General features: G+C 44.2%; 22 protein-coding genes, 1 rRNA gene, 3 pseudogenes and 1 riboswitch. Of the genes and pseudogenes, 15 read left to right on the top strand and 11 right to left on the bottom strand.

The window, feature by feature from the left end; all coding sequences use genetic code 11:
* Nucleotides 1-34 precede the first annotated feature (34 nt).
* The gene (locus BS19_RS12615) at nucleotides 35-292 is read right to left on the bottom strand and encodes a hypothetical protein (RefSeq protein WP_038175648.1); all 258 of its coding nucleotides are present in this window, start codon (nucleotides 290-292) and stop codon (nucleotides 35-37) included.
* A gap of 494 nt (nucleotides 293-786) precedes the next feature.
* Between BS19_RS12615 and BS19_RS12610 the strand changes: the two genes are divergently transcribed.
* From BS19_RS12610 to BS19_RS12590, 5 genes and pseudogenes are all read left to right on the top strand, one after another.
* Nucleotides 787-2,292, top strand: coding sequence for an aldehyde dehydrogenase family protein (locus BS19_RS12610; protein WP_038175647.1), 1,506 nt, complete (start codon nucleotides 787-789; stop codon nucleotides 2,290-2,292).
* Nucleotides 2,293-2,415: 123 nt separating this feature from the next.
* A pseudogene (locus BS19_RS12605) lies at nucleotides 2,416-2,933 on the top strand (transposase domain-containing protein); the annotation flags it as partial.
* Nucleotides 2,932-3,883 (top strand): annotated as a pseudogene (locus BS19_RS12595) (IS3 family transposase); the annotation flags it as partial. The pseudogenes BS19_RS12605 and BS19_RS12595, both read left to right, overlap by 2 nt.
* 106 nt (nucleotides 3,884-3,989) lie before the next feature.
* A pseudogene (locus BS19_RS20755) lies at nucleotides 3,990-4,142 on the top strand (tetratricopeptide repeat protein); the annotation flags it as partial.
* A 176-nt stretch (nucleotides 4,143-4,318) separates the two neighbouring features.
* Entirely contained in the window at nucleotides 4,319-5,098 is a 780-nt protein-coding gene (locus BS19_RS12590; RefSeq protein ID WP_038175646.1) for a DUF3658 domain-containing protein, read from the top strand.
* A 253-nt stretch (nucleotides 5,099-5,351) separates the two neighbouring features.
* Here the strand turns inward: BS19_RS12590 and BS19_RS12585 are convergent, their stop codons facing one another.
* The 8 genes from BS19_RS12585 to radC all read right to left on the bottom strand — a co-directional run bounded on the left by BS19_RS12585 (nucleotide 5,352) and on the right by radC (nucleotide 9,554).
* Nucleotides 5,352-6,185 carry a tetratricopeptide repeat protein gene (locus tag BS19_RS12585; protein ID WP_051686533.1) on the bottom strand — a complete coding sequence of 278 codons (834 nt, stop codon included), beginning with the start codon at nucleotides 6,183-6,185 and terminating at the stop codon, nucleotides 5,352-5,354.
* Nucleotides 6,186-6,416: 231 nt separating this feature from the next.
* Complete coding sequence (locus tag BS19_RS12580) at nucleotides 6,417-6,653, bottom strand: hypothetical protein (RefSeq protein WP_038175645.1); 237 nt, start codon at nucleotides 6,651-6,653, stop codon at nucleotides 6,417-6,419.
* A 47-nt stretch (nucleotides 6,654-6,700) separates the two neighbouring features.
* Entirely contained in the window at nucleotides 6,701-7,069 is a 369-nt protein-coding gene (locus BS19_RS12575) for a hypothetical protein (RefSeq protein ID WP_038175644.1), read from the bottom strand.
* A 30-nt stretch (nucleotides 7,070-7,099) separates the two neighbouring features.
* Nucleotides 7,100-7,834: a WYL domain-containing protein gene (locus BS19_RS12570; protein WP_038175641.1), complete on the bottom strand. Its 735-nt coding sequence runs from the start codon at nucleotides 7,832-7,834 to the stop codon at nucleotides 7,100-7,102.
* 138 nt (nucleotides 7,835-7,972) lie between these two features.
* Nucleotides 7,973-8,149 (bottom strand): hypothetical protein, encoded by a 177-nt coding sequence (locus tag BS19_RS20210; RefSeq protein ID WP_004724457.1) that lies wholly within the window; start codon nucleotides 8,147-8,149, stop codon nucleotides 7,973-7,975.
* A gap of 3 nt (nucleotides 8,150-8,152) precedes the next feature.
* Nucleotides 8,153-8,596, bottom strand: a complete 444-nt coding sequence (locus tag BS19_RS12560) for a DUF2787 domain-containing protein (protein WP_038175640.1) — start codon at nucleotides 8,594-8,596, stop codon at nucleotides 8,153-8,155.
* A gap of 50 nt (nucleotides 8,597-8,646) precedes the next feature.
* Entirely contained in the window at nucleotides 8,647-9,084 is a 438-nt protein-coding gene (locus tag BS19_RS12555) for a DUF2787 domain-containing protein (protein ID WP_038175639.1), read from the bottom strand.
* Entirely contained in the window at nucleotides 9,081-9,554 is a 474-nt protein-coding gene (gene radC / locus BS19_RS12550; RefSeq protein WP_038175638.1) for a RadC family protein, read from the bottom strand. Before radC ends, BS19_RS12555 begins: the two co-directional genes overlap by 4 nt.
* A gap of 215 nt (nucleotides 9,555-9,769) precedes the next feature.
* On the opposite strand from radC, the gene BS19_RS12545 reads away from it, so the two are divergent.
* From BS19_RS12545 to BS19_RS12520, 6 genes are read left to right on the top strand one after another with little or no spacing between them, the layout of a single operon-like run.
* Nucleotides 9,770-9,982: a helix-turn-helix domain-containing protein gene (locus BS19_RS12545; RefSeq protein WP_038175637.1), complete on the top strand. Its 213-nt coding sequence runs from the start codon at nucleotides 9,770-9,772 to the stop codon at nucleotides 9,980-9,982.
* A 21-nt stretch (nucleotides 9,983-10,003) separates the two neighbouring features.
* The gene (locus tag BS19_RS12540; RefSeq protein ID WP_038175636.1) at nucleotides 10,004-13,129 is read left to right on the top strand and encodes a type I restriction endonuclease subunit R; all 3,126 of its coding nucleotides are present in this window, start codon (nucleotides 10,004-10,006) and stop codon (nucleotides 13,127-13,129) included.
* Between the two features lie 28 nt (nucleotides 13,130-13,157).
* Nucleotides 13,158-14,792, top strand: coding sequence for an HsdM family class I SAM-dependent methyltransferase (locus BS19_RS12535; protein ID WP_038175635.1), 1,635 nt, complete (start codon nucleotides 13,158-13,160; stop codon nucleotides 14,790-14,792).
* Nucleotides 14,782-16,128, top strand: a complete 1,347-nt coding sequence (locus tag BS19_RS19820) for a restriction endonuclease subunit S (protein ID WP_084185986.1) — start codon at nucleotides 14,782-14,784, stop codon at nucleotides 16,126-16,128. The genes BS19_RS12535 and BS19_RS19820 overlap by 11 nt, the downstream gene beginning before the upstream one ends.
* Complete coding sequence (locus BS19_RS12525) at nucleotides 16,121-17,134, top strand: hypothetical protein (protein ID WP_038175634.1); 1,014 nt, start codon at nucleotides 16,121-16,123, stop codon at nucleotides 17,132-17,134. The genes BS19_RS19820 and BS19_RS12525 overlap by 8 nt, the downstream gene beginning before the upstream one ends.
* A 1-nt stretch (nucleotide 17,135) precedes the next feature.
* Nucleotides 17,136-17,606: a type II toxin-antitoxin system death-on-curing family toxin gene (locus BS19_RS12520; protein WP_038175633.1), complete on the top strand. Its 471-nt coding sequence runs from the start codon at nucleotides 17,136-17,138 to the stop codon at nucleotides 17,604-17,606.
* Between the two features lie 185 nt (nucleotides 17,607-17,791).
* Here BS19_RS12520 and trmA read toward each other — a convergent pair whose 3' ends face one another.
* Nucleotides 17,792-18,901 (bottom strand): tRNA (uridine(54)-C5)-methyltransferase TrmA, encoded by a 1,110-nt coding sequence (trmA, locus tag BS19_RS12515; protein ID WP_038175632.1) that lies wholly within the window; start codon nucleotides 18,899-18,901, stop codon nucleotides 17,792-17,794.
* A 201-nt stretch (nucleotides 18,902-19,102) separates the two neighbouring features.
* Nucleotides 19,103-19,303: riboswitch (cobalamin riboswitch) on the top strand.
* Between the two features lie 47 nt (nucleotides 19,304-19,350).
* On the opposite strand from trmA, the gene BS19_RS12510 reads away from it, so the two are divergent.
* From BS19_RS12510 to murI, 3 genes are read left to right on the top strand one after another with little or no spacing between them, the layout of a single operon-like run.
* On the top strand, nucleotides 19,351-21,168 hold the full coding sequence (locus BS19_RS12510) for a TonB-dependent receptor domain-containing protein (protein ID WP_038175631.1): 1,818 nt from the start codon (nucleotides 19,351-19,353) through the stop codon (nucleotides 21,166-21,168).
* Between the two features lie 47 nt (nucleotides 21,169-21,215).
* The gene (locus BS19_RS12505; RefSeq protein ID WP_038175630.1) at nucleotides 21,216-21,887 is read left to right on the top strand and encodes a Dph6-related ATP pyrophosphatase; all 672 of its coding nucleotides are present in this window, start codon (nucleotides 21,216-21,218) and stop codon (nucleotides 21,885-21,887) included.
* A gap of 46 nt (nucleotides 21,888-21,933) precedes the next feature.
* Complete coding sequence (murI, locus tag BS19_RS12500) at nucleotides 21,934-22,740, top strand: glutamate racemase (RefSeq protein ID WP_038175629.1); 807 nt, start codon at nucleotides 21,934-21,936, stop codon at nucleotides 22,738-22,740.
* Here murI and BS19_RS12495 read toward each other — a convergent pair.
* The gene (locus tag BS19_RS12495) at nucleotides 22,706-23,167 is read right to left on the bottom strand and encodes an RNA recognition motif domain-containing protein (RefSeq protein WP_038175628.1); all 462 of its coding nucleotides are present in this window, start codon (nucleotides 23,165-23,167) and stop codon (nucleotides 22,706-22,708) included. The genes murI and BS19_RS12495 overlap by 35 nt on opposite strands.
* A 632-nt stretch (nucleotides 23,168-23,799) precedes the next feature.
* Here BS19_RS12495 and BS19_RS12490 point away from each other — a divergent pair.
* Nucleotides 23,800-23,878 (top strand): 16S ribosomal RNA (locus tag BS19_RS12490); the annotation flags it as partial.

Raw genomic sequence — 23,878 nt, 5'->3', positions numbered from 1 at the left:
CTAATGGCCGGTCGCTCGATAATATGCAATTGAGTTAATTGGTGTCTTCGTTCAACAGCGGGCGCACGGTTTGGTAAAGTTCGCTCTTTTCAAAGGCCCCCAGTAATACCCGGCTCGGGTGGGCCAACGCCTGACCCAGCACTTCCCCAATTTTATCAACGTGAATATCTGTGTCCGTCACACAAGCGATCACGTAGGCCTGGATGTTGCGCTGGGAAATATCCAGCTCCAGCACGCGTGCACATCGTTTCGCTTCTTGCAGACGGGTCTGTAGGCAGGTTTCAGCTAGCACGATTTACTCCTTTTATATGGTATCGCGGGCAATGCGATAGACGCCGCGTTTTTTGCGGCTTGCCAATCGCGCGGGACATTTTTCTGTTCCGGTGTCTTTTACAACGGGATATTAACGTGCAGTGGTGAAATGAGAAGAGTGCACATAGTTGCATTAAAAGCCGGTAAGTCTTTTCATAACAACCATTTAATAACTTCACTAGCTTCAAAAAGACCGAAATGGTCAGGATATTCGTCCGGTTCGCTAGGGAGGGGCCAGCCCGGCCTGCTTCCCAGCCCTGCTCCGGTTCAGAGATAGCTATATGAACTATTGTAAAACCGACAAATCCCGCTGTGATATGGGACTTTGTTGCATCAACGGATTTAGTTAACGTCATGATTTTTAGATTAAAAATAAATTATGTCGCCATCTTTATGAGCTGTGTTGCATCTACTTACCCCTGATTATTGAGTGGATAATTAGCACTAGGATATTAAATGTAGAAGGGGTAGACAATGTTATACGCACAACCAAACACTGAAGGGGCCGTGGTTCATTTCAAACCACAATACCAAAACTTTATTGGCGGCGAGTGGGTTGCGCCGGTAAACGGGGATTACTTTACCAACACCTCCCCCGTCAATCACGCAGCCATCTGTGACGTGCCGGCGTCCACACAGGCCGATATTGATCTGGCGGTTGCAGCGGCGCACTGCGCCAAGGCGGGCTGGGCGGCCACCTCTGTGGCAGAACGCTCGAATCTGCTGCTGAAAATTGCCGATCGAATTGAAGCCAACCTGGAGCTGCTGGCGGTTGCGGAGACCTGGGACAACGGGAAGCCGATCCGCGAGACTCTGGCAGCGGATATTCCTCTGGTAGTTGACCACTTCCGCTATTTTGCGGGCTGTATCCGGGCGCAGGAAGGTACCGCAGCGGAGCTGGACCCGCAAACTGCGACCTATCACTTCCCAGAGCCGGTGGGCGTTGTGGGCCAGATTATTCCCTGGAACTTCCCGCTGTTGATGGCTGCCTGGAAACTGGCGCCGGCCTTAGCGGCCGGGTGTTGTGTGGTCCTGAAACCGGCAGAGCAGACGCCGGCGTCTATCCTGGTGCTGATGGAGCTAATTGAAGATCTGCTGCCAGCGGGCGTAATCAACGTGGTCAACGGTTTCGGCGCAGAAGCCGGCCAGGCGCTTGCAACGCATAAGAAGATAGCCAAGGTCGCATTTACTGGTTCAACCGAAGTCGGTCAGCACGTGCTCCGATGTGCCGCTGAAAGCCTTATTCCATCGACAGTGGAGCTCGGGGGAAAATCACCGAACATATTTATGGCGGATATTTTTGACCACGAAGACAGTTACCTGGATAAATGTGTGGAAGGGGTACTGCTGGCATTCTTTAACCAAGGAGAAGTGTGTACCTGTCCGTCTCGCCTGCTGATTCAGGAGTCTGTGTATGAGCGTTTCATGGCCAAGTTGCAAGAGCGCATGAAAACTGTTAAACAGGGCAACCCTCTGGATACGCAGACGCAGGTCGGCTCTCAGGTCTCGCGTGAGCAGTTTGACAAAATCCGCGGTTACATCGCATTGGGCCTGGATGAAGGGGCTGAGTTGCTGATCGGCGGCGGCAGTAGCGAAGCGAACGGCTACTATGTTGAACCAACATTGCTGAAGGGTACAAATGATATGCGCATCTTCCAGGAGGAAATCTTCGGTCCTGTCGTAGCGGTTACCACTTTCAAAACCGTCGAGGAAGCGTTGGAAATCGCCAACGATACAGAATACGGCCTGGGGGCGGGTGTGTGGACCCGTGATAGCAACCTAGCGTACCGTATGGCGCGTGAGATAGAAGCTGGCCGTGTCTGGGTTAATTGTTACCACGCTTATCCTGCACATGCGGCATTTGGCGGCTATAAAAAGTCAGGCATTGGCCGAGAAACGCACAAGATGATGCTGGGCCACTACCAAAACACCAAGAATATGATTGTGAGCTACAGCACCAACCCGCTGGGCTTCTTCTGATCCGCTATTATTTTGGTGTATAAGCCCGGTCTCCTGGTCGCAATGTAGATCAGATAAGGAGCGGTTGACCGACCCTTCTGATGAGAGACAATCGGAAGCCTGTCTTTAGGCTTCCGATTTTTTATATCTATTCAAAACTGTTTTGCCGATTTCCTGGAAGAAAGTCCTATTGATGTTGCCCAATTCACCACTTTCTCTGAACATATCCCAGACGACTGGGTTGCTAAGGCGGCGAATCTTTCTGATAAAGCAACTATCCGCCGACGCCGATTACCAAGTGATATGGTTTTGTGGTTAATTGTCGGTATGGCCTTCTTTCGCAATGAGCCTATTGCCGAAGACGCACGAAGAATCAATGTTTGTGCGGATGGCTTAGCTGATGAAGAGTTGCTAGCCAAAAGTGCGTTAACCCAGGCTAGGCAACGTTTAGGTAAATCTGCACCAGAGTGGCTGTTTAAACAGTGTGGACGAACGTGTGGGGGCTTGAACGATACCCTGATGATATGTGGCAAGGTCTACAAGTTTTTGCCGTCGATGGTGTTCTTTTTCGAACAGCGGAGACTCCTGAACTCTGAGAACACTTTGGCTCAGGTAATACCTCTAACAATAGGCGGACTCCGCATCCAGTATTAAGGGTTGTGGAAAAAAGAGCTGCTTGAGAACGCTGTCATGATCTTTGCCTCTGAAAGCCAGTTAGGCAAAGGTAATTCCAAAGAAATAGACAAGCTGCACGCAAAAATCGGCCAATTGACCATGGAAAAATGATTTTTGTCCAAAGTGCTCGGTCGTTAGACCGAGCCCAGCGAAAGAGTTCGCTGGTTAAATTCACCCAACTACCGATAAAGCGTCAGTGTGAGCTTCTCGATATTGCTCTACGGAGCCTATCGGACTCTCTGCTGAGGAGATTGAATTACGCCGTATGATTGACGAAATTCACCTTCAGTATCCGTTCATGGGCCGTAGGCGCATTCGAACTGAACTGATTAAGAAGGGTCATAACGTTAATTGCAAGCGTCTTGTCCGGATCATGCGAGAAATGGGCATTGGGGCGATTTATCCCAAGTCAAAAACGACACTGGCGAACAAAGCATACAAGATTTATCCGTACCTGTTGCGTGATATCGAAGTCACTTATCCAAACCAAGCTTGGGCTATTGGTATCACGTACATCCCAATGGCTAAAGGGTTCCTGTACTTGGTTGCCATTATCGACTGGTATAGCCATGGATAAAAGCTTTTTATCGAGGCACTCGAAGAAGAGCTCCAACGCTACGGGTCGCCCGATACCTTTAACTCCGATTAGGGCAGCCAGTTTACTAGCATTGAGTTCACACAGAAGTTCTTTTAGTCAGGGAATACTAATCAGCATGTATGGAAAAGGTCGATGGGTCGACAACGTTTTTATAGAGCGATTATGGCGAAGTCTGAAATATGAGGAGGTTTACTTAAAAGCTTACAGCACGCCCCGTGAAGCAGAGCTTGAAATTAGCCACTATACATGGTGTTTTATAATGAGGAGCGTAACCATCAGGGATTCAATGACCTCACCCCTGATGAAGTCTACTTTGGCAGACAGAGATACGCGGCATGAACTGGATCAACCACTTAAAGGATTAGCTTATGTGTCCAACCATTGGGAGCCACTTCTGAGTTCTTCAAGCACATTAGTTATCTAGCAAAAGAGAACACTAAGCACTTTCGTAGCGGTGTGTTTATATAACTTAGGCAGACATAAGAAGGCAACCGCTTTGCTTCTTAATTTGTTGGTATCGACAACTGATAATTAGTCAATAAAAGAATACCAAAGAGCAATACTGCTATATGCAGAAGACCTTGATAAAAAGTGGTAAATATTGCCTTCCTATGTGTGTTTGTTCGTCTAACCGTGGAGTAGACACAATAGCGTTGTTCTAGTGATGAATTCTAAGGTTTTGGGTCTCGATAACAGTTTAACAGTTAGTAGCTGACAAGGAGCGATGAATGAGAATACAGAGACGGTGTGCTGAGACTCAAAGTGAGTTTAATAATGACCACTCGTAAGATTACTCATTTTGTTGCGGGAGGCGCATCTGCTGGCATTTTGAATTCTCTTCTTGCACCAGATGAAAATAAGCGGGTGGTAGAGCTGTGTGACCCGTTGGCTTATGGTCCTCTAATTAATTATGGTACTGTGCAGGGACGTGCTCTACGTAGCAATTGGTTTAAGGGGGTATGTGGTCTTATTAATGAACCAGACTTATGGTCATGGTTATCCGACTATATAGGGCTGCCCATATTGCAGAGTTATCAGGATCTCGAACGCGATGGCGATTATGTTGTTTGGGTTGGCCAGTCAGTGGATGAACAATTAATGTTGCGATTGCTTTGCTCAGTATTGCCGGAACAAAGTTTATTTTTAGCTGATGTAACGACAGGTCAGTTGGATAGAGACACCATACCAATCGTTGGAGCCTGTTCAACTAAAGAGCTTACCACCGTCATTCCGGTGCCTATTGATATCTTTCAGCAAACTAAATTAGCAAAAGAATGGGAGAGTATTCTTGTGTGCAGGGATATGGTTAGAACTTGGAACGGTTCCTCAATTAAGTCCCATGATGAGACGTTTTTTGATGATGCACTTCTTTCCGCGATTGGGTCACGAGTTTGTGTTGCAGCACAAGCCATTGGCCGTGTACTTGGTGATTATGTAGGGCAAGTCGATGATACTTTTCTTTGTTACAGGTTGCATGTGTTGATATTGAAGGGAATAGTGTGTGCGGTTGGTGAAGGGCCTTTATTTAGACGTGAGTTGAGTCTGGCGTTATGACACGAGAGGTTTGAACTCTTAGAGAAAACATAATAGGGTGAGAAAAGGAAATGGAAACATAATTGCTAGGGGGCACACTTTGCCTATAGAGTGCCCGTTTAGTGTATGGCTAAAGAAAATATAATTTCGCATACTCACCATCCGTAGTGTTGGACATCAATGATGCGAACGTTTGGCGTTTGGATAGTCGAGCTATGGGAGCATCAGTAAGTATGAGCCATTACACGCTATAGCATAGTTTTGATTATGAAAATTACCAATGGCAGTGTTTATATAGGGACTCAACACATTTCATTGACCTGAGTTGGGCCTCATCAATATCAGCCTGGCTTAAGTCATCAAAGATTATTCCTTTCATATTTTTAATATCTTTTCCGTTGTATTGACTGATGTTTAACCACATATAGCTTGTGATATCATTTTTAGGTACCATTTTCCCCTGATAGTAAATAACAGCAAGCTTATATTGTGCGTCTTGCTGTCCATTCCTTGAGGCTAAGTTAAACCAATGTAGAGAATACTTGTCATTTTGTAGGACACCTTCACCTAGTTCATACATTTGACCAATGTAGAACTGTGCATCTTTATTGCCTTTCTTTGCTGATTGTAAGAACCAATGTGCTGATTTTTTTAGATCTTTGCTAATGCCATCGCCACGGTAGTACATTAAACCCAAATAAAACTGCGCTTTATTTTCGTCATTTTCTGCTGCTAACTTAAAATACGTAAATGCATCCTCGTATTGTTGAAGAGAATAAAGGTAGATTCTCCCAGCACTATATTGAGCGTCTACAAAACCTTGGTTTGCTGACTTAACGTACCAATCTAAAGCTTTCGCGACACTTTTTTCAACACCCAGTCCTTTACTATACATCCAGCCTATCGAGTACTGTGCTTGAGCATCTCCGTTCTCAGCTAAGGATAGCCATTCTGCATAAGCAGCCTTATATTTCTTTTGGCTAAGCGCGATGTATCCTTTTTCATAGGCTTCATCAGAGTTTAGAGTTTGTTCATTTGTGATATTGGTAGTACCACTCGTACAGGCGCTTAAAATAAGAAGAGGAATGAAAATTAAATAGCGAAGCATGATTTATTGACTGCATGATGAAAATTTAAACGTAAGTATATCAGTGGTGGTCACTAAAAACATGATGTTAATCAGATGATTAATAAGTACTATTTGAATTAAGTGAAATTGCCAGCTAATGGGAATAGTATTGTTGAGAGGTATTTAGATAAGAAGCTATGTCTAGAAGCAAAAAAAAGAGTGGGGAGCGTGATTGCTCCCCATAGTCGTTTTTGATTGTTGCTGGTGGTATTACTTTTCTTTGATGGCTTCACAGCCTTGAGGAATAGTAATGGTCGCTACGTCCTTACCTGCCTGTTGCGCCGCTTTCACCTCCATTTTGTATTGAGTACATTTGCCTACACTGACGTTGACCGCTCCCGTCTCTACCGATGGATTACCTCCAAGCGATCCACCACCTTGTGCTAAAACAAAAGGTGATACAAGGGTAGTCAGTAGAACAAGTGTGTTTGTTGTGATGTTTTTCATTGTCGATCCTTATTGATGTTGATAAATAAATGAGTCGTTTTTTCGATTTAGAAGGTGTAAACAAAGGTGCCAGCCGTTGACGTCACTTCGATTTCTTTCACGTTGTCTACGGTGCAGTTGTTGCTGTATCCGGTGTAGGTTTGGCCGAACTTCAATGAAACGTTTCTTGATAGCTCTGAGGTTGTACCTGCGGGTAATCGGCAGTTGCCACGGTTAATCACCACATTGCTAATTACGGTGTTGTCGGCGATAGCTTGCAGGTCAAAGACCAATGTTCCCCAGTGAGGGTTAGTTGATATCGACACTTCAATATCTGCCGTTGCTGCTTGAGTTTCTTCTTGGTCGCCACAAGCAGTGAGCCCGATAAACAGCACGCTCATAGCGGCGTATCGGAGTAGGGTGTTGATTAATGTCATAACGGTGCTCTCCTTGTCGGTGAGTAAAATTCAGGACGCACGGATTCCATCGTGTTCACGCATGAACCGCTCAAGATTGAAATCAGTCGGATAGGTAAAAGAAAACGTCGATACACTGGCCTCATCAATCAAAGGCAAGGCGAGGGTGCGTATCGTGTGTTGACCGGATAATCGAAAAAGCAGCAAGAGCGCGTCACACTGAACCGAGAGTCCCAGTGGCTCAATGAGCGCCTTCTCTTGCTGCAATACTTGGCTCGATATCTTGAGCATACGGTTGTGCATTAATGCCGTGTGTACCGCATTCAACACGTGCCGTTGCTCGTCGCTCCACTCGCGAATAGTGGGTAATGCCACATGTACTTTGGCTAACCATGCTTGCTCTTTTGAATGTGCTGAACCCTTGTCACGCAAGGGTTTGTCTCTCTCCGAGGAGGACCATTGTCCATGATTCAGTGCATCAGGAACCAGCGGTAGTAAGTACTTGTTGGTCAGTTGCCAATAGAGCATTTCCTGCTTGTTGAGCTTCCATAATTGCTCTGAGGTTTTCCGATAAACGTGGGGCATGCTCATCGAATCACACTCCACGTTAAACACCTCCACAATGATGTCATCGAGGTAGCGTTTAATGCTGCGCGTGGTGCGGTGGATATCGAGTAGGGCTAATTGCTGCTGCAACTCCCTAACGGTGATCCATCGATGTTGAGGAATAAGCATCAGCGTGTGCAGCAAAGCGGATAACCCTTCAATGCTGGTTTTATTGCTCATGACTATGCTCTCAATACATCAAAGCTCCACACCGGAGTCGGACATTTAATGTCGGGAGAATAGAGGTGGGTCAGACACATAATGTCCAACGGTGAAAACAGCATCAATCGGCATCACCAAAGCGTGAGCCGATTAACATTAACGAGGCTTATGCTTATCACTGAGCTCGGCAATCGCTGCCAATAACCCAATCAACAGCACTACCAGAAACCCTAAAGTGGATAGGGCTCCGATGGCACCGAAGAAAGGGGAAAGTGAAAACAGCGTAATGAGGGCGGTGACAAGTTTGATGGTTTGTAGAAGAAGGGAAGTCATGAGTTATTGCGGGGTGACGGCTATCTCGTTGTAGGAGTCCATATCGACATAGGCAAGAAAGTTACTCTCCCATAGCCGATACAGCTCTTTGGCATCACGGTTACCTTGCATTGGTAGCCAGCCACGATAGGCCACAAAGAACTGTCCAACCCGAAAATCAAAATCCAAGTTGCGCTCTAGCTCTGGATAGTAATTTCCCATATAAGCAAAGTCGGTGATGTACTCAATGCTCCATTCTCCTGTTGAGGTTTGGCAAATCGCCATCTCAACCGGATGGAAGCCGCCTTCATCCGCGCTGTATGTTTTATCGCGAAAGTTAAACACCAGATAACGGCTGGTGGTCAGTGCTTCATTACTCAGCAAATGAGCGGTGAGTTGCTCACTTAACAGCTTATGCAGTTTCTTTGACACAGGTAATAATGATGCAGTGAAGGTTAATTTGGACATAGTGAGTCCTCCTTGTTTCAGGATTCAAATAAGAAATAACAGAGTGAGAATTATTGGAACGTACCGACCATCGTCAGTTGCACGTCATCAAAGACGTTTCTGGAAAGGTGGCGAGTAAAGGCTTTCATCCATACTGAGAGTAGCTCTTGTACTTCTGGGTGGGATAAATCCGTGCTCCCTGCATCGGGTTGATAGCACCAGCGATTAGCTAGGTGAAAGTACAGCTCAGGCTCAACGGTTGTACTGCTGTCGTCGGGGTAAGAGAAGCTCGCAAAGAAGACTACCAGCCAGGGGCTAGTATCTGACTCACGTTTAAACTGTACCTCTATCGGATGCAAACCTTGTCGATGTCGGTAGTAACTCATTTGGCGGCAGTTCAACACGAGTCGTTCGGCATTCTCAGGGAGTGTGTATCGATTCAAAAGGGCTTCCATTGACGAATGTAAAGCATCGTCAATAAAAAGCTCACCATAATGTTGTTCAATCATAACCAACCTCTTTCAGCAAACGAGGTGCAGGCATCGCCTGTCACGATGTGGTCCAACACACGCACATCCACCAGCGCTAAAGCATCCTTGAGTCTTTCGGTTATACGTCTGTCAGCTTGGGAAGGTGTTGAGTCACCTGATGGATGGTTATGCGCGAATATCACCGCTGCGGCATTCACTTCTAACACCGCTTTCACCACTTCACGTGGGTAGACGCTGGCCGCATCCACCGTTCCATGAAACAGCTCTTTAAACTCAATCAATCGGTTTTGGTTATCCAGTAGCAATAAGGCAAACACTTCACGCTCATAGCTGCCTAGCTTACAGCGCACATACTCTTTAGTGGCATCAGGGTTGATTAGGGCATCACCACGCACGTAGCGCGTAGCCAGTATTTCTGCCGCATGCTCTAGGATTTCATTTTCCTGATAGCGTTGCTGCTTTTGGTAATCGGACATTTTGGGATTCATTTCAGGCTCCTGTCGGAATCAATGATGGGGTTTCACATTGATGACATATGCCTGAAGATTTTTGGATTGAGGGGGGATGAATGGAATATAGGATGTGATCAGTTTTTTAGATTTTAAGATTAAAAAGTTAAGTTGGAATGAAACTTTTAATCGAAGTCATAAATTCCTGATAGAATGCAGTCTCAAAGAAGTCTTACCGATATGGATAGGAAGACATGATTAAATGCAACCTTTCCCGCATGATGGGTGAGAGAAAATTAAAGATTTCAGATGTCATTCGTGAAACGGGTTTAAGCCGCAACACAGTGACACTTCTGTACAAAGAAACAGCACAAAAAGTGGACTTAGAAGCCATCGACAAACTGTGTGTGCTATTTAATTGTCAAGTTGGTGAGCTCCTAGAACAGTCACCAGAGAATGATCAATAAAAACAATAACGAAGGACTGATATGAGCTTCACTGAAGATTCAAGAGTAAAAATACCAACGATCCTACATCTCATGCGTTTGGGTTATGAGTACCTATCCCTAAAAGGAACACACTGGGACAAGGATACAAATATCTTCCCGGAATTATTCTCTTCAGCGGTCAGCCGTATAAATCCTGACATGACATCTGATGATGTTGACCGTTTGCTCGAAGAAGTGAAACTCTCTCTGGATAACGAAGACTTAGGCCGAGCTTTTTTCAATAAGTTGAAGGCTCGATCTGGCACTAAGCTGATCGATTTCGAGAACTTTTCCAACAACAGCTTCCATGTCGTTACTGAGCTAACCTACAAGAACGGAGACGATGAATTTCGTCCTGACATTATCTTGTTAATCAACGGCATGCCGCTGGTGTTTATTGAGGTGAAAAAGCCTAACAACCGAGACGGTATCATCGCGGAAAGAGAACGCATCAATAAACGTTTTCAAAACCCGAAATTCAAGCGCTTTGCTAACATCACTCAGTTCATGATTTTTTCCAATAACATGGACTACGTCGATGGTGATCCAGAGCCAGTACAAGGTGCGTTTTACGCGAGCAGTTCATATGACAAGCCAGTGTTTAACTACTTTCGCGAAGAAGAGGTGTTAGATCTCACTGCGCTTTTAAAACCACTGACTGATGAACAAGAACTGGCAGTACTCAAAGACAACAACTTAGAAGTGATCCGCAGCAATCCTGAGTTTTTGAGCAACAAAGAACCCAGCCGCCCAACCAATCGAATCTGTACCTCTTTACTCAGTAAAGAACGTTTGTCCTTTGTTCTACGCTATGCATTGGTCTACGTATCAGAGAGTGATGGCCTGCAAAAACACATCATGCGATACCCACAGATGTTTGCGACCAAAGCTATTGAGAGAAAGCTAAACGAAGGGGTTCGTAAAGGGATTATTTGGCATACCCAAGGAAGTGGTAAAACCGCATTAACCTATTACAACGTTGGGTTCTTAACGGATTACTTCCAAAAACGAGAAATCATTCCAAAGTTCTATTTTATCGTCGATAGACTAGACTTGCTGCAACAAGCGCAGCGAGAGTTCACTGCACGCGGCTTGATTGTTCATACCATAAACTCCCGTGAAGCGTTCACACGTGACATCAAAGCCACACAAGTGATTCACAACCACTCAGGCAAAGCCGAAATAACCGTCGTCAACATTCAGAAGTTTAAAGATGACCCCGACGTTATTTCAACGCAAGACTATAATGTCACCATCCAACGTGTTTACTTCCTGGATGAAGTTCATCGCAGTTATAACCCGAAAGGTAGCTTCCTGGCCAACCTGACTCAGTCTGACACCAATGCTATCAAGATCGGTTTGACTGGTACGCCTTTACTTGGTGAAGACTATAACTCACGAGCTCTTTTTGGCGATTACATTCACAAGTATTACTACAATGCTTCAATTGCCGACGGTTATACCCTGCGCTTAATTCGTGAAGAGATAGCGACCAATTACAAAATGACGCTTCAGCAAGCGCTGGAAGAAGCTGAAGTAAAAATGGGCGATGCAGACCGCAAAGAAATATACGCCCATCAAAGTTTTGTTGAGCCAATGCTGGACTACATCATCAGCGACTTCGAAAAGAGTCGCGGCACGCTAAATGACGCAACCATAGGCGGTATGATCATTTGCGATAGCTCAGACCAAGCAAAGAAAATGTTTGAGTTGTTTAATGCTGTGTACGCCTCAAAGCCCATATTCAGCAGTGACAGCGCGGAACCTCAGCAAGCAACATCGGTAGCAGAACCACGCCCGGCTTACGTTCAAACGGCGAACATGGAGCCAGCCAAGCAAGCCCACAAAGTGAGCAATGCTGCGCTAATTTTGCATGATGTCGGTACAAAACAAGAACGCAAAGATTGGGTTGAAGATTTCAAAGCAGGAAAAATCGACTTACTGTTTGTTTACAATATGCTACTCACAGGCTTCGATGCTAAACGTTTGAAGAAACTCTACCTTGGCCGCGTGATCCGCAAACATAACTTGCTACAAGCACTGACACGCGTCAACCGCACATATAAGGACTTTCGTTATGGCTACGTGGTTGATTTCGCAGATATCCGCAAAGAGTTTGACGCGACTAACAAAGCTTACTTTGACGAATTACAGTCAGAGCTGGGCGACGAAATCGAAAGCTACTCCAAACTATTCAAATCACAGGAAGAGATCAAACAAGAGATAGAACACATTAAAGATGTGTTGTTCCGCTTTGATATCGACAACATGGAGACTTTCTGTGATCAAATCAGCCAGATACAAGACAGAGAAACTGTCTTAGCTCTTAAAAATGCCCTAGCTGATGCACGAAGCCTGTATAACCTTATTCGCCTGCAAGGGGAGTACGACTTCCTAGATGAACTGGATTTTGCCAAGCTAAACGTGCTTTACCGCGAAACCTGCAATCATTTGGATTTGCTCAACCTCAAGCAAGATCTTGAACAAGGTACAGACACCACACACCTGCTTCACCGAGCCTTAGAAGATGTCATCTTCAAGTTCGTTAAAATCGGTGAAGAAGAGCTGGTTTTGGCTGACCAGTTGAAAAACACACTGCGCCAAACACGCGAAGCTCTAGCAAGTAACTTTGACCAACAAGACCCGAAGTTCATCAACCTGAAAGATGAGCTAGAGCGATTATTTAAGAAAAAGAATCTCAGTGAAGTTACGCAAGATGAAATGGTCGCCAACATTGATGCGCTCAATAAAATTCACCAACGAGTGAAAGAGTTGAACCGACAGAACAACCAATTGCGTCAGAAGTACCTAGGTGACACCAAGTATGCGCGTTTACACAAGCGTTTATACGAACGCCAACAAGAACGACGCGACATTACTGACTCTGAAAGAAAGATTTTTGAGGCCCTAATCGGAGTCAAAGAAGACGCAGATAGCCAGGTACTCGACAACACGTCCGTTCTCGATAACGAAAGTTATTTTGCGCGGCATCTGCTACCAAAGGTCCATAACCGCTTTATTAAACAACAGAGCATTCCCTTGAATGCGGAAGCGGTACGTTATGTAAACCACCTTGTCGTAGCAGAATATTTAAAAGAATTTAATACAGGTAGCCAATCCTGGTAAGAACACCAACTAAGGCAGTACACAAACCATGGTCGAACTCGAATTTAGAGAAAAAACAAAAGCCCTTATAGATAGCCTAAAAAGCATCTGTGCAACCAATGGCTTAGGCAACAGTACCGGGGAATTTGAGATCATCACTCAGGTCTTTTTGTATAAATTCCTGAACGATAAGTTCGCCTATGAAGCAAAGAAAATAGACGAAAAAATCGCCAGCGCGGCAAAGTGGGAGGAAGCGCTGATTGAAATGAGTGAAGAGGATCTAGAGATGCTCCAGATCCAGATGGGCGGTGACACTGCTCGTCTCAAGCCACATCACTTCATCAGTCACTTGTTCAACCAGCAGGATAAGCCGGGGTTTGCTCAGCTGTTTGATGATACCTTGATGGACATCGCCATCACCAACAACGATGTGTTTGCGGTAATGACGGACACTGGCGAGAAAGTACAATTGTTTACCCGCGTTAGTGAAAATGTGACGGTTTCGAAGCGTGATGCTTTCTGTAAAGCGATCATCAACAAGCTGATTGAGTTCAGCTTTGAGCGTATCTTTAACCAGAAGTTTGATTTCTACGCCACCATCTTTGAATACCTGATCAAAGACTACAATAGTAACTCAGGCGGCAAATATGCCGAGTACTACACCCCTCATGCTGTAGCACGCATTATGGCTGCAATTTTGGTGCCTGAAGATCAGCAAGGCACCGTGCGCAACGTTAGCTGTTATGACCCATCAGCGGGCTCTGGCACCTTGCTTATGAATGTCGCCCATGCCATCGGTGAAACACGTTGTAGCATCTACACGCAGGATATTTCGAAGAAGTCATCAAACCTACTGCGTTTGAACCTGATTTTGAACAACTTGGTACATTCAATCCCTAACGTGATTGAGGGTAATACGCTGTGGCACCCTCACCACAAGGAAAATGGTGATTTACGTAAGTTTGATTACATTGTCTCTAATCCACCATTTAAACTGGATTTCAGTGATTTTCGTGATGAGTTGGATAGCAAAGAAAACAAAGATCGCTTTTTTGCTGGTATTCCAAAAATTAAAGCCAAGGCCAAGGACAAAATGGAAATCTACCAATTGTTCTTGCAGCACATTATTTACTCATTAAAACCAGGTGGAAAAGCAGCGGTGGTACTGCCAACAGGGTTTATTACCGCTCAGTCAGGTATTGATAAAAAGATCCGTCAGTATTTGGTTGATAACAAGATGCTGGCGGGTGTTGTCTCTATGCCATCCAATATCTTCGCGACCACAGGTACCAACGTCTCCATTCTGTTTATTGATGACAGCAACAAAGACAAAGTGGTACTGGTTGATGCATCAAACTTGGGCCAAAAAGTCAAAGAAGGTAAGAATCAGAAAACGGTTCTAACACCAGAAGAAGAGCAGAAAATCATTGATGTGTTCAACAAAAAGTGGACGGAAGAAGATTTCTCTGTCGCAGTTAGTTATGACGAGATTACTGCGAAAAACTACAGCCTCAGTGCTGGACAGTACTTCGAAGTCAAGATTGAGTATATTGATATCACTCCGGAGCAGTTTGCGGAAAAAATGCAAGGCTTTAGCAGCAATTTGGACAGTTTGTTTAATCAGTCACGTGAACTAGAAGCTGAGATTAAAAAGCAGTTGGCGGGGTTGAAGTATGAAAGCTGAACATTGGCCACGAGTAAAGGTTTCAGAACTTTGTGAACTTATTGTTGACTGCATTAATAAGACGGCACCAAGAGTAGAACGTGTAACCCCATATAAGATGATCCGTACCCCAAATATCAAGAAGGGAAAGATAGACTTAGCTGGCTGTCGTTACGTAGAAAAAGAAACATATGAGAAATGGACTCGGCGAGCAACTGTGAATAAAGGAGATGTCTTGCTTACCAGAGAGGCACCGATGGGCGAAGCTGGCTTAGTAAATTTTGAAGATACCGTATTTCTAGGTCAAAGAATTATGCAGTATCGAGTAAACCCTAAGAAGCTTGACCCTAACTATTTGCTATATGCCTTCTTGTCTCCAGATCTACAATTTCAGTTTCGTAAACATGACAGTACAGGTTCTACGGTTAGCCATATTAGAGTGCCCGACTGTTCAGAATTTGAGATTAATACGCCACCTTTAAGCGTGCAAAAACAGATCTCAAAAGTATTAAGAGACATTGACGATAAAATCGAACGCAACAATCGTATCAATTCTGAGCTAGAAGCCATGGCTAAAACGCTTTATGACTACTGGTTTGTTCAGTTTGATTTCCCTGATGCCAATGGAAAACCATATAAAGCTTCTGGCGGAAAGATGGTTTATGACCCTGTTTTGAAGCAGGAAATTCCAGCTGACTGGCACGTTAATGCAATATCTGATTGGATTCGTTCAGATAAAACTGGTGATTGGGGAAAAGAAACCAAGCAAGGTAACTACACACTTCAGGTTGATTGCATAAGAGGCGCAGATATTAACGGCATAAATGGTCAAGGAAATGTCGATGCGCCTAACCGATTTATTCTTAAAAAGAATGATCACAAACTTCTTGCTCCATTTGACTTTGTTATCGAAATATCAGGTGGTAGCCCCACTCAATCTACTGGTCGAATGGCTTTTATTACAGAGCATGTTTTAGATAGATTTAACTATCCTCTGATCTGTTCCAACTTCTGCAAAGCGATAGACCTTATAGATAAGAGCTATTTCTATAACTTCGCATACCAGTGGCAAAGCCTGTACGAAAATGGTGTTTTGTTTGGTTGGGAAGGGAAAACTAGTGGTATCAAAAATCTTTTATTCGAGTCATTCGTCAGTAATTACAACGTAGTGATGCCTCCTAAAGATCTAGCTAAGAAGTTTTTCCAGTTTGTTTCTCCTTTGCAAGAACAAAGGCAGAAGAAACTTAAAGAGAATGCAGAGTTAGCAGGCCTGAGAGATTGGCTTCTACCAATGCTAATGAACGGCCAAGTAACGGTAAAACCAAGCACTGAATCAAAGGAGGCTCAGCATGGCTAAAGATCTCACGGAGTCTTTGCATGACAGGCAAAACATTCTGAATAACCGCTACGCCTTGCAGAAAGCTGAGCAACACCTTGCGTTAGGAGGTATTCAGTTTGAGGGTGAAGCTGTATTTACCAAGCAGCAGGTTATGGAGTTATTTGAAATCAGCGAACGTACTATTGAACGCTATTTATCTAGTCATGCGGATGAATTGAAAAACAATGGCTATCAAATTCTAAGAGGTTCAAAGCTTAGAGAATTCAAAGTGTTAACTCATGGTACCGTCATCGATGACGGTACCAAAACTAGTGTGTTGGGTGTTTTCTCTTTTCGTGCCATTTTGAACCTTGGCATGCTGTTAACTGACAGTGAACGAGCTAAGGAGCTACGTTCCCGTGTGCTCAATATCGTTATTGATGTACTTGCTGAACGTGCTGGTGGTCACACCAAGTACATCAACCAGCGAGATCAAGATTACTTAATGGCGTCGTTCCAAGAGGAAAATTATCGGAAACAGTTCACGGATGCTCTAGATAAATATGTAGATGGCAATAAGTGGAAATATGGCCGTTTTACCAACCTAATCTACCAAAGCATCTTCCATGAGAATGCGGCTGAGTATAAAAAAATACTACGGTTGGCTGAAAAGGATAAGATCCGTGAAACCATGTACTCAGAAGTCCTCACCCTTATCGCCAGTTTTGAGTCAGGTATTGCGCATGAGCTAGAACACAGAAGTGTAAAACTAGGGCGTCCTTTGACCCAGAAAGAGGCGGAGGTACTGTTTGCGAGCTTTGAGCAGCACCCGTTGTTTAGACCGTTGATATTGGATGCTAGAACAAAAATGGCGAGTCGTGATTTATGTTTTAGAGATGCTTTACATGAAAAACTAGAAGCATACATAAAGTCAGTACCAGAAGCCGACTTTGAACGTTTTCTTGGAGAGAAGAGTAAGTCTCTAGAGGAGCAGCTCAGCGATCCAGATACATTGGATGTATTCAAACGCTTGAAGGATCGCTGATATGACTGGAGAGGTTCAACCAAGATTTTTTTATTTTGATGTTGCTTATGCGATTAGAACGCATGATTGGATCATAGAAAAATCAGGTGGCTTAACTGGGACAAAAGATATTGGTCAACTTGAAAGCCCATTAGAGCATATTCAAAACGACTTATATTACCCTGAAATCGAAGACAAGCTGACTCACTTAGCATTTTCCATCAACAAAAATCACGCTTTTAATGATGGGAATAAACGTTCCTCACTTGCTCTCGGTGCTTACTTTTTAGAGCTCAACGGATTTGACTACATCGTGCAGCATTTCGTTCGTGAAATGGAGAACATCGCCGTTTGGGTCGCCGATAACGTTATTGACAAAGAGTTACTGCATAAAATCATTAGCTCAATTCTGTATGATGATGAGTATTCTCTAGAGTTGAAACTGGAAATTTATGAGGCCGTTGAACGAGCCGAGGAAAGTAGGCAATACTAGCCGACAATTATAGAGCCTCCTTAACCGGAGGCTCTATAATTTTTTAAGTGTACTAATCTAGACTACAAAGTCGCTTTAAGTGACTTTGTCAAATTCACTATTAGTCGATAGTCCATAACAAGCTTCCCGTACCCCAAGCCGTACCCAGAGCGTTTTTTTGCTACAGCTAAAAACCTTTCAAGTCCTTATTTAATGCGATCTAGCATGACACCCGCTTCCATGTGGTGGGTAAATGGAAATTGATCGAATAGTGCAAAACGGGTGATGTTATGAGTGTGACTCAGAATATCGAGGTTATCTTTGAGCGTTTCAGGATTACAAGAGATGTACATGATGCGCTGGTAACCTTGCACCATTTTGCAGGTATCGATGTCCATCCCTGAGCGTGGGGGATCGACAAAAATGGTATGGCAGTTGTAGCTGTTTAAGTCAACGCCCGCTTCTTTTAGACGGCGAAACTCACGTTTTCCTTCAATTGCTTCAGTAAACTCTTCAGCCGACAAGCGCAAAATTTGCACGTTATCAATCTTATTCGCTGCAATGTTATATTGTGCAGAAACCACAGAAGGCTTCGCGAGTTCTGTGGCGAGCACGCGGTCAAAGTTCTGCGCCAGCGCTAGAGAGAAATTACCATTACCGCAGTAAAGCTCAAGTAAGTCACCTTGGCTATCTTGGGTGCAATCAACCGCCCATTCCAACATCTTCTCTGCGACCTTACCGTTAGGTTGAGTAAAACTGTTCTCAACTTGTTGGTAGACATAAGGCTTGCCGTTTACATCCAGTTTCTCGATGACGTAATCTCGATCGAGGACGACTTTCATCTTACGCGCGCGGCCAATAAGATTCAGGTTAAACCCTTCATCGTTAAGGCGTTGTTTGAGTGCTTTGGCGTTTTGTGTCCACTCATCATCAAGTTGCCGGTGGTAAAGCAGCGAAACCAAAATCTCGCCGCTTAATGTTGATAAGAAATCCACTTGAAATAGTTTACGGCGTAGAGAGTCGTTGTCCCTGATGGCATCAATGAGTAGAGGCATAAGGTCGTTGATCAGGCGACTTGCTGCTGGGAACTGGTCAACACGATATTTCTCACGGGTTTGTTGATTGAACATGATATAATAAAGGTCTTCACCTTCATGCCAAATACGAAATTCAGCACGCATGCGGTAGTTCTGTTCTGGTGATTCAAACACTTCCAATTCAGGTACATTGTAATCTGAAAACATCTCATTGAGACGCTCGACCTTTTCAGCCAGTTGTTCTTGGTAGCGTTGCGGGTTTACGTCCAGAGTCGCCATGATCATTACCTTTGGTATTTGTACCTGTGGAGGGTGTGTTGTATTTGAGAGCGCAGATTTTATTCAATCTCAGCGTGATGTCCAGCATTGAGCGCCTAATCAACAAAATATAGCGTGTAAAACCTGTGTTGGCTGACCACGAATTAGGCGTTAATTTATAGTTCCGTTCAATATTGGCTGGACAAACTATCAATTGCTTAATAACATCATCGCCAAGCTGGTGCTGTTTAGATGTATAGACGGCCAAAAGGGAATCTGGTGTAAATCCAGAACTGACGCGCAGCGGTAAAAGAGAACGAACGCTCAAATGACACTGCATAGAGATTGATGTGGGAAGTCGAGCAAGTAGGTGGCATAGCCAAGCTCTTAAGTCCGAATACCTGCCAGCGCCTGAGTCACAATGGAATGCTTTCCGACTCACTAGGACTTACGCGATTTAGGATTAAACAATGAACCGATCTATTTTAGCGATAGCCGTGGCATCGCTACTTCCGTACACCTCTTTTTCATACGCTCAAGAAATCTCTGCTGACGAAACTATCGTCGTTACCGCTAACCGTTTTGAACAACCGCTACAGGATGTGATTGCTTCGACCACGATCATATCAAAGCAAGAAATTGACGCAATTCAAGCGAAATCACTCGTTGATATTTTTAAACGTATCCCAGGCATAGAAGTCTCTCAAACGGGTGGTCGTGGCCACAGTGCATCGGTATTTATGCGTGGCTACAATAGTGACCAGGTTTTATTCTTAGTCGACGGTGTTCGTATTGACACGGCGGCTGGTGGTATCAAATTTAATCATATTCCAGTTGGAATTATTGAGCGTGTAGAGGTCATTCGCGGCTCTGGTGGTGCTTTATATGGTTCAGATGCTGTCGCTGGCGTGATTAATGTGATTACCGCGTCTGGTGATAGTCGTGAATCAACCTATGTCTCACTTGGAGCAGGAAGTGATGCGCAAAAAGAAGCGAGCTTCTCTAATACCGCCAAACTAAGCAACGGTGGAAGCTTGAAGTTGGCCGGTGGTTTTGAAGAGACTGAGGGTTATGATATTAAAACCCCTGCAACAGGCCTAGACTATGGCTACGAGAGTAAGAACTTATTTGCATCATACTCACAACCGATAACAGATAAGCTACTCGGTAAGGCTTCTTTACGTTGGTTTGACAGTTTGACTGAGTATGACTCAGGCGGTAAGAAATTTGGTTATTCTGAAAATCTCAGCGTAACTGCTGAATTAGAGTACCAAGGAGACTTGCTGAACTCGGTCTTTAGAGCTAACCAACAAGCTATCGACAATTTAGATTACTCTCAAGTTGAAGGCAAGGATAACGCTGGCACGAAAAAAGAGATTGATCTAACAACGCTTCAATTTCTAAATCTTTACCAACTAAACGAAGTCATTGCTCTTGGTGCCGGAGCTGATTGGCGTAGAGAAAAACTCAATGAAGGCGCGTTATCATATGGTTTTGCAGATGCGCTGGCCGGCGAGTCTCGCGATACGACAGGACTTTATGTGTCTGCGGATGCTCACGTTGGTTCTGTACAGCTATCAGGTAGTGTTCGAAACGATAAGCACGATACCTACGACAACTACACCACTTGGTCTTTAGGTGCACGCTATAGTATTAATGACATTCACTCAGTACGTGCCGCGGCGGGTACGGCATTCAAGGCGCCAAGTTACTCTGACTTAACCTACAATTCGGACTTAAAGCCGGAAGAAGCTCTTAATCGAGAGATTGGTTATGTCGGTAACTTTGATCTTTTTGAGCTTGACGTGACCGCTTATGACAATGAAGTTGATAACCTAATTATTTGGTATCAAGGTTCGCCATGGTACCCGCAAAATGTTGATGCCAAACTAAGAGGTCTAGAGATAACCGCTCAGTTTGAAACGTTATTCATTCATCACACGGTGGTTGCTGAGTTTAAAGATCACAATGACTCTAAAGGTAATAAGTTAGCTAAGCGTGCTGATGAAAATTATAAATGGCTGATGGATGTATCGTATGAAGCGCTTGATTTCAACTTGACCTACACGTATACCGGCGAGCGCTTAGGTAATCCAAACGAAACGTACTCCGCAGATAATATACTGCCTTCAATTAGCTTGTGGGATGTATCCGTTGGTTATTGGATTTCTCCTGAATTAGTTGTGAGAGGCCGCATCGATAACCTTATTGACGAGAAGTATGAGACTACGCTCGGCTATAAAGCGCCGGAGCGCAGATTTTTCGCAAACCTAACTTACCAATTCTAATCACTTAAACCGCCTTCGGGCGGTTTTTACTTATCTATATATCGCCTATGAAAAAGAAAGTCATCATCAGTTGGTCGAGTGGTAAAGACTCGACATTGACCCTTGAAAGGTTAATCGAGAGTTCTGATTATCAAGTGATAGGGCTCTATACTACTTACGTCAGTAATGAGGTGCCCTTTCAGGCAACACCAATGAAGGTTGTCGAAATGCAGGCCGCGCTGTTAAACCTACCCTTAGTTAAAATAGAACTGCCGCAAGTATTTCCGAGTAACGAAGTTTATCAAACCACTATTGTTACGGCGCTAAAGCAGTGTGGCTTATCAATCGATGCAGTGGCCTTTGGCGATATGTTTTGTAATGGCATTGAAGCCTATCGGCGAAGTTACATCGAACCTGCGGGGTGGGAGTGTGTTTTTCCATTATTAGGTGAAAGCAGCTCGGCACTTGCCAGTGAAATTATGGCACGACAAATTAAAACATTGGTGGTCACAGTTGATGGCCATGCATTGAGTCGGCAATATTGTGGCCGCTGGTATAACAGTGACTTTATTACCAGTTTGCCTCAAGGTATCGATCCTTGTGGTGAAAATGGAGAGTTTCATACTTTGGTGACCAAAACGCGCAGTTATCGCGGCCAGCTTGAATTGTCTCCAACTCAAATCGACGTTGGTGAACGTTTTAGCCATCAGCGCTATCATGCGAAGATATTGCCAAATTAAGCGCAGCGAGTATTATTGCCAAGTCGAAAACAAACGAGCGAACCCGGTGTCCCAACAAGCAAAAATTCTTATCTTTGACTCTGGCGTTGGTGGCCTTTCAGTTTATCAAGAAATAGAGACTAAGCTGCCTCAACTTGATTACCTCTATATCTTTGACAATCAAGCCTATCCATATGGAGAACTGGATCGTCATACCTTAATAGCTCGGGTTGATACGTTAATCACCTCAATGGTTGAGCAGTATCACGTCGACTTGGTTGTGATCGCTTGTAATACCGCAAGTACCATTGTTCTACCTACTTTGCGGGCCAAACTGTCTATTCCTGTGGTGGGAGTTGTACCTGCGATAAAGCCAGCTTCTAATATGGCGAATAAAGCGGTTGGTCTGATTGCAACACCTGCGACTATCACTCGTCCTTATACGCACGACCTGATTCGCAATTTTTCGCAAAGTAAGCCTGTCAAACTGCTGGGCTCTACAAGACTAGTGGATATTGCGGAAGAAAAACTGCGTGGTGAAAGCATTGATCTAGAGGAACTTAAGCAAATCTTATTGCCGATTGCCAATAAGATAGATGTGGCGGTTCTGGGCTGCACCCACTTTCCGTTGATTAAAACCGAGATTCAAGCTGTGTTGAGTGAACAGGTTCAATTGATCGATTCGGGAGAGGCGATTGCACGTCGAGTAGAAGGCCTGTTAGCGCTGGACGATTTAGTGCTGAACAATAATGAGAGTAAAAAAGGCAGTCGTGACATCTTTTCAACCGCTCCCCCTTGGCAAGAGGAAGCGTTGAATAAGGCTTTAAAGGCGTTCGGTTTTAGTCCTGTTCAATACTATCCGCTTGAGATTTAGGATCGTTAGCGACACGTACTTTTAATGTACGCTGCATGTAATCCTGCTCGTTAAGCGCATCGATAGCGGTTGGGACATCGGTTGCAGCCATCACAACAAAGCCAAAACCTCTTCTTTTACCAGTGCGCTTATCTTTCATTAAGCGTACGGCAAAAACTTCCCCATGCTTAGCAAAGAGATCCTTAACATGTGATTCGTTGGCTTTATACGGCAGATTACCGACATAAAGGGTTTTGGTTGAAGTGTCGCTGGCTTGATCGTCTTCTTCTTTTGCTTCGCTGTTGGTAGTAGAAAGTTTAAAGATAAAAGTAGAGGCAACAACACCTACAACAAAGCTTAAAGCGGGTGAAACCGCTACCTGCGAAAAGATGATTGCACCCAAAACGGCTAAGGCAACAATCAATAAGGTCGATTTGTTTGAATTCATACTGGAATACAACTTTTTAGGTTTAAGAAAAAATAGGTCTACATTAACAAAATAGACACAGCGATATTACGTATATGGTTGATGTTTTTCCAACGCATTGATGTGACATGACTCAAATGTTGAAATTTTATTCTATTTTCAGTGTTTTGATTTCTTTTTAACCAAACGAAAAATTAATTTAAAAAAACGCTTGTCATCCTCTCATACCTCCCTATAATGCCGCCTCACCGACACGGAGTGAGACGGAAGTCACACAGCGAGTTGGAAAATGAGAGAAAAGAAATCATCAAAAAGTTCTTGACTCTCAACACGGGAAGCGTAAGATTCGCACCCCTAACGACGAAGCGCTGAGCGCAACGAAAGTTAGAAAATGCTCTTTAACAATATAAACCTATCAATCTGTGTGGGCACTCGTTGATGATAATCCAATAAGTTGTTGCTTAGGCAATGACCGTTTCTTCGGAAACACATTGGGTTCAATGAACTGAGTGACCAATACGAATAGCTACTTGTAGCTATTTGGCACAGTCAATTCATTATCATTCTGTTGGAATGATAATAGCTTTAAAATTACCGTTTACTTTCGAGTAAGCGCAGTTTTGAAGTCAGTATTCATTGAGCCGAAAAAACTTAAATTGAAGAGTTTGATCATGGCTCAGATTGAACGCTGGCGGCAGGCCTAACACATGCAAGTCGAGCGGAAACGACAAC

The organism is Vibrio pacinii DSM 19139, assembly GCF_000711795.1.
Classification (GTDB): Bacteria; Pseudomonadota; Gammaproteobacteria; order Enterobacterales; family Vibrionaceae; genus Vibrio; species Vibrio pacinii.
This window is presented reverse-complemented; position numbering and strand designations above follow the sequence as displayed.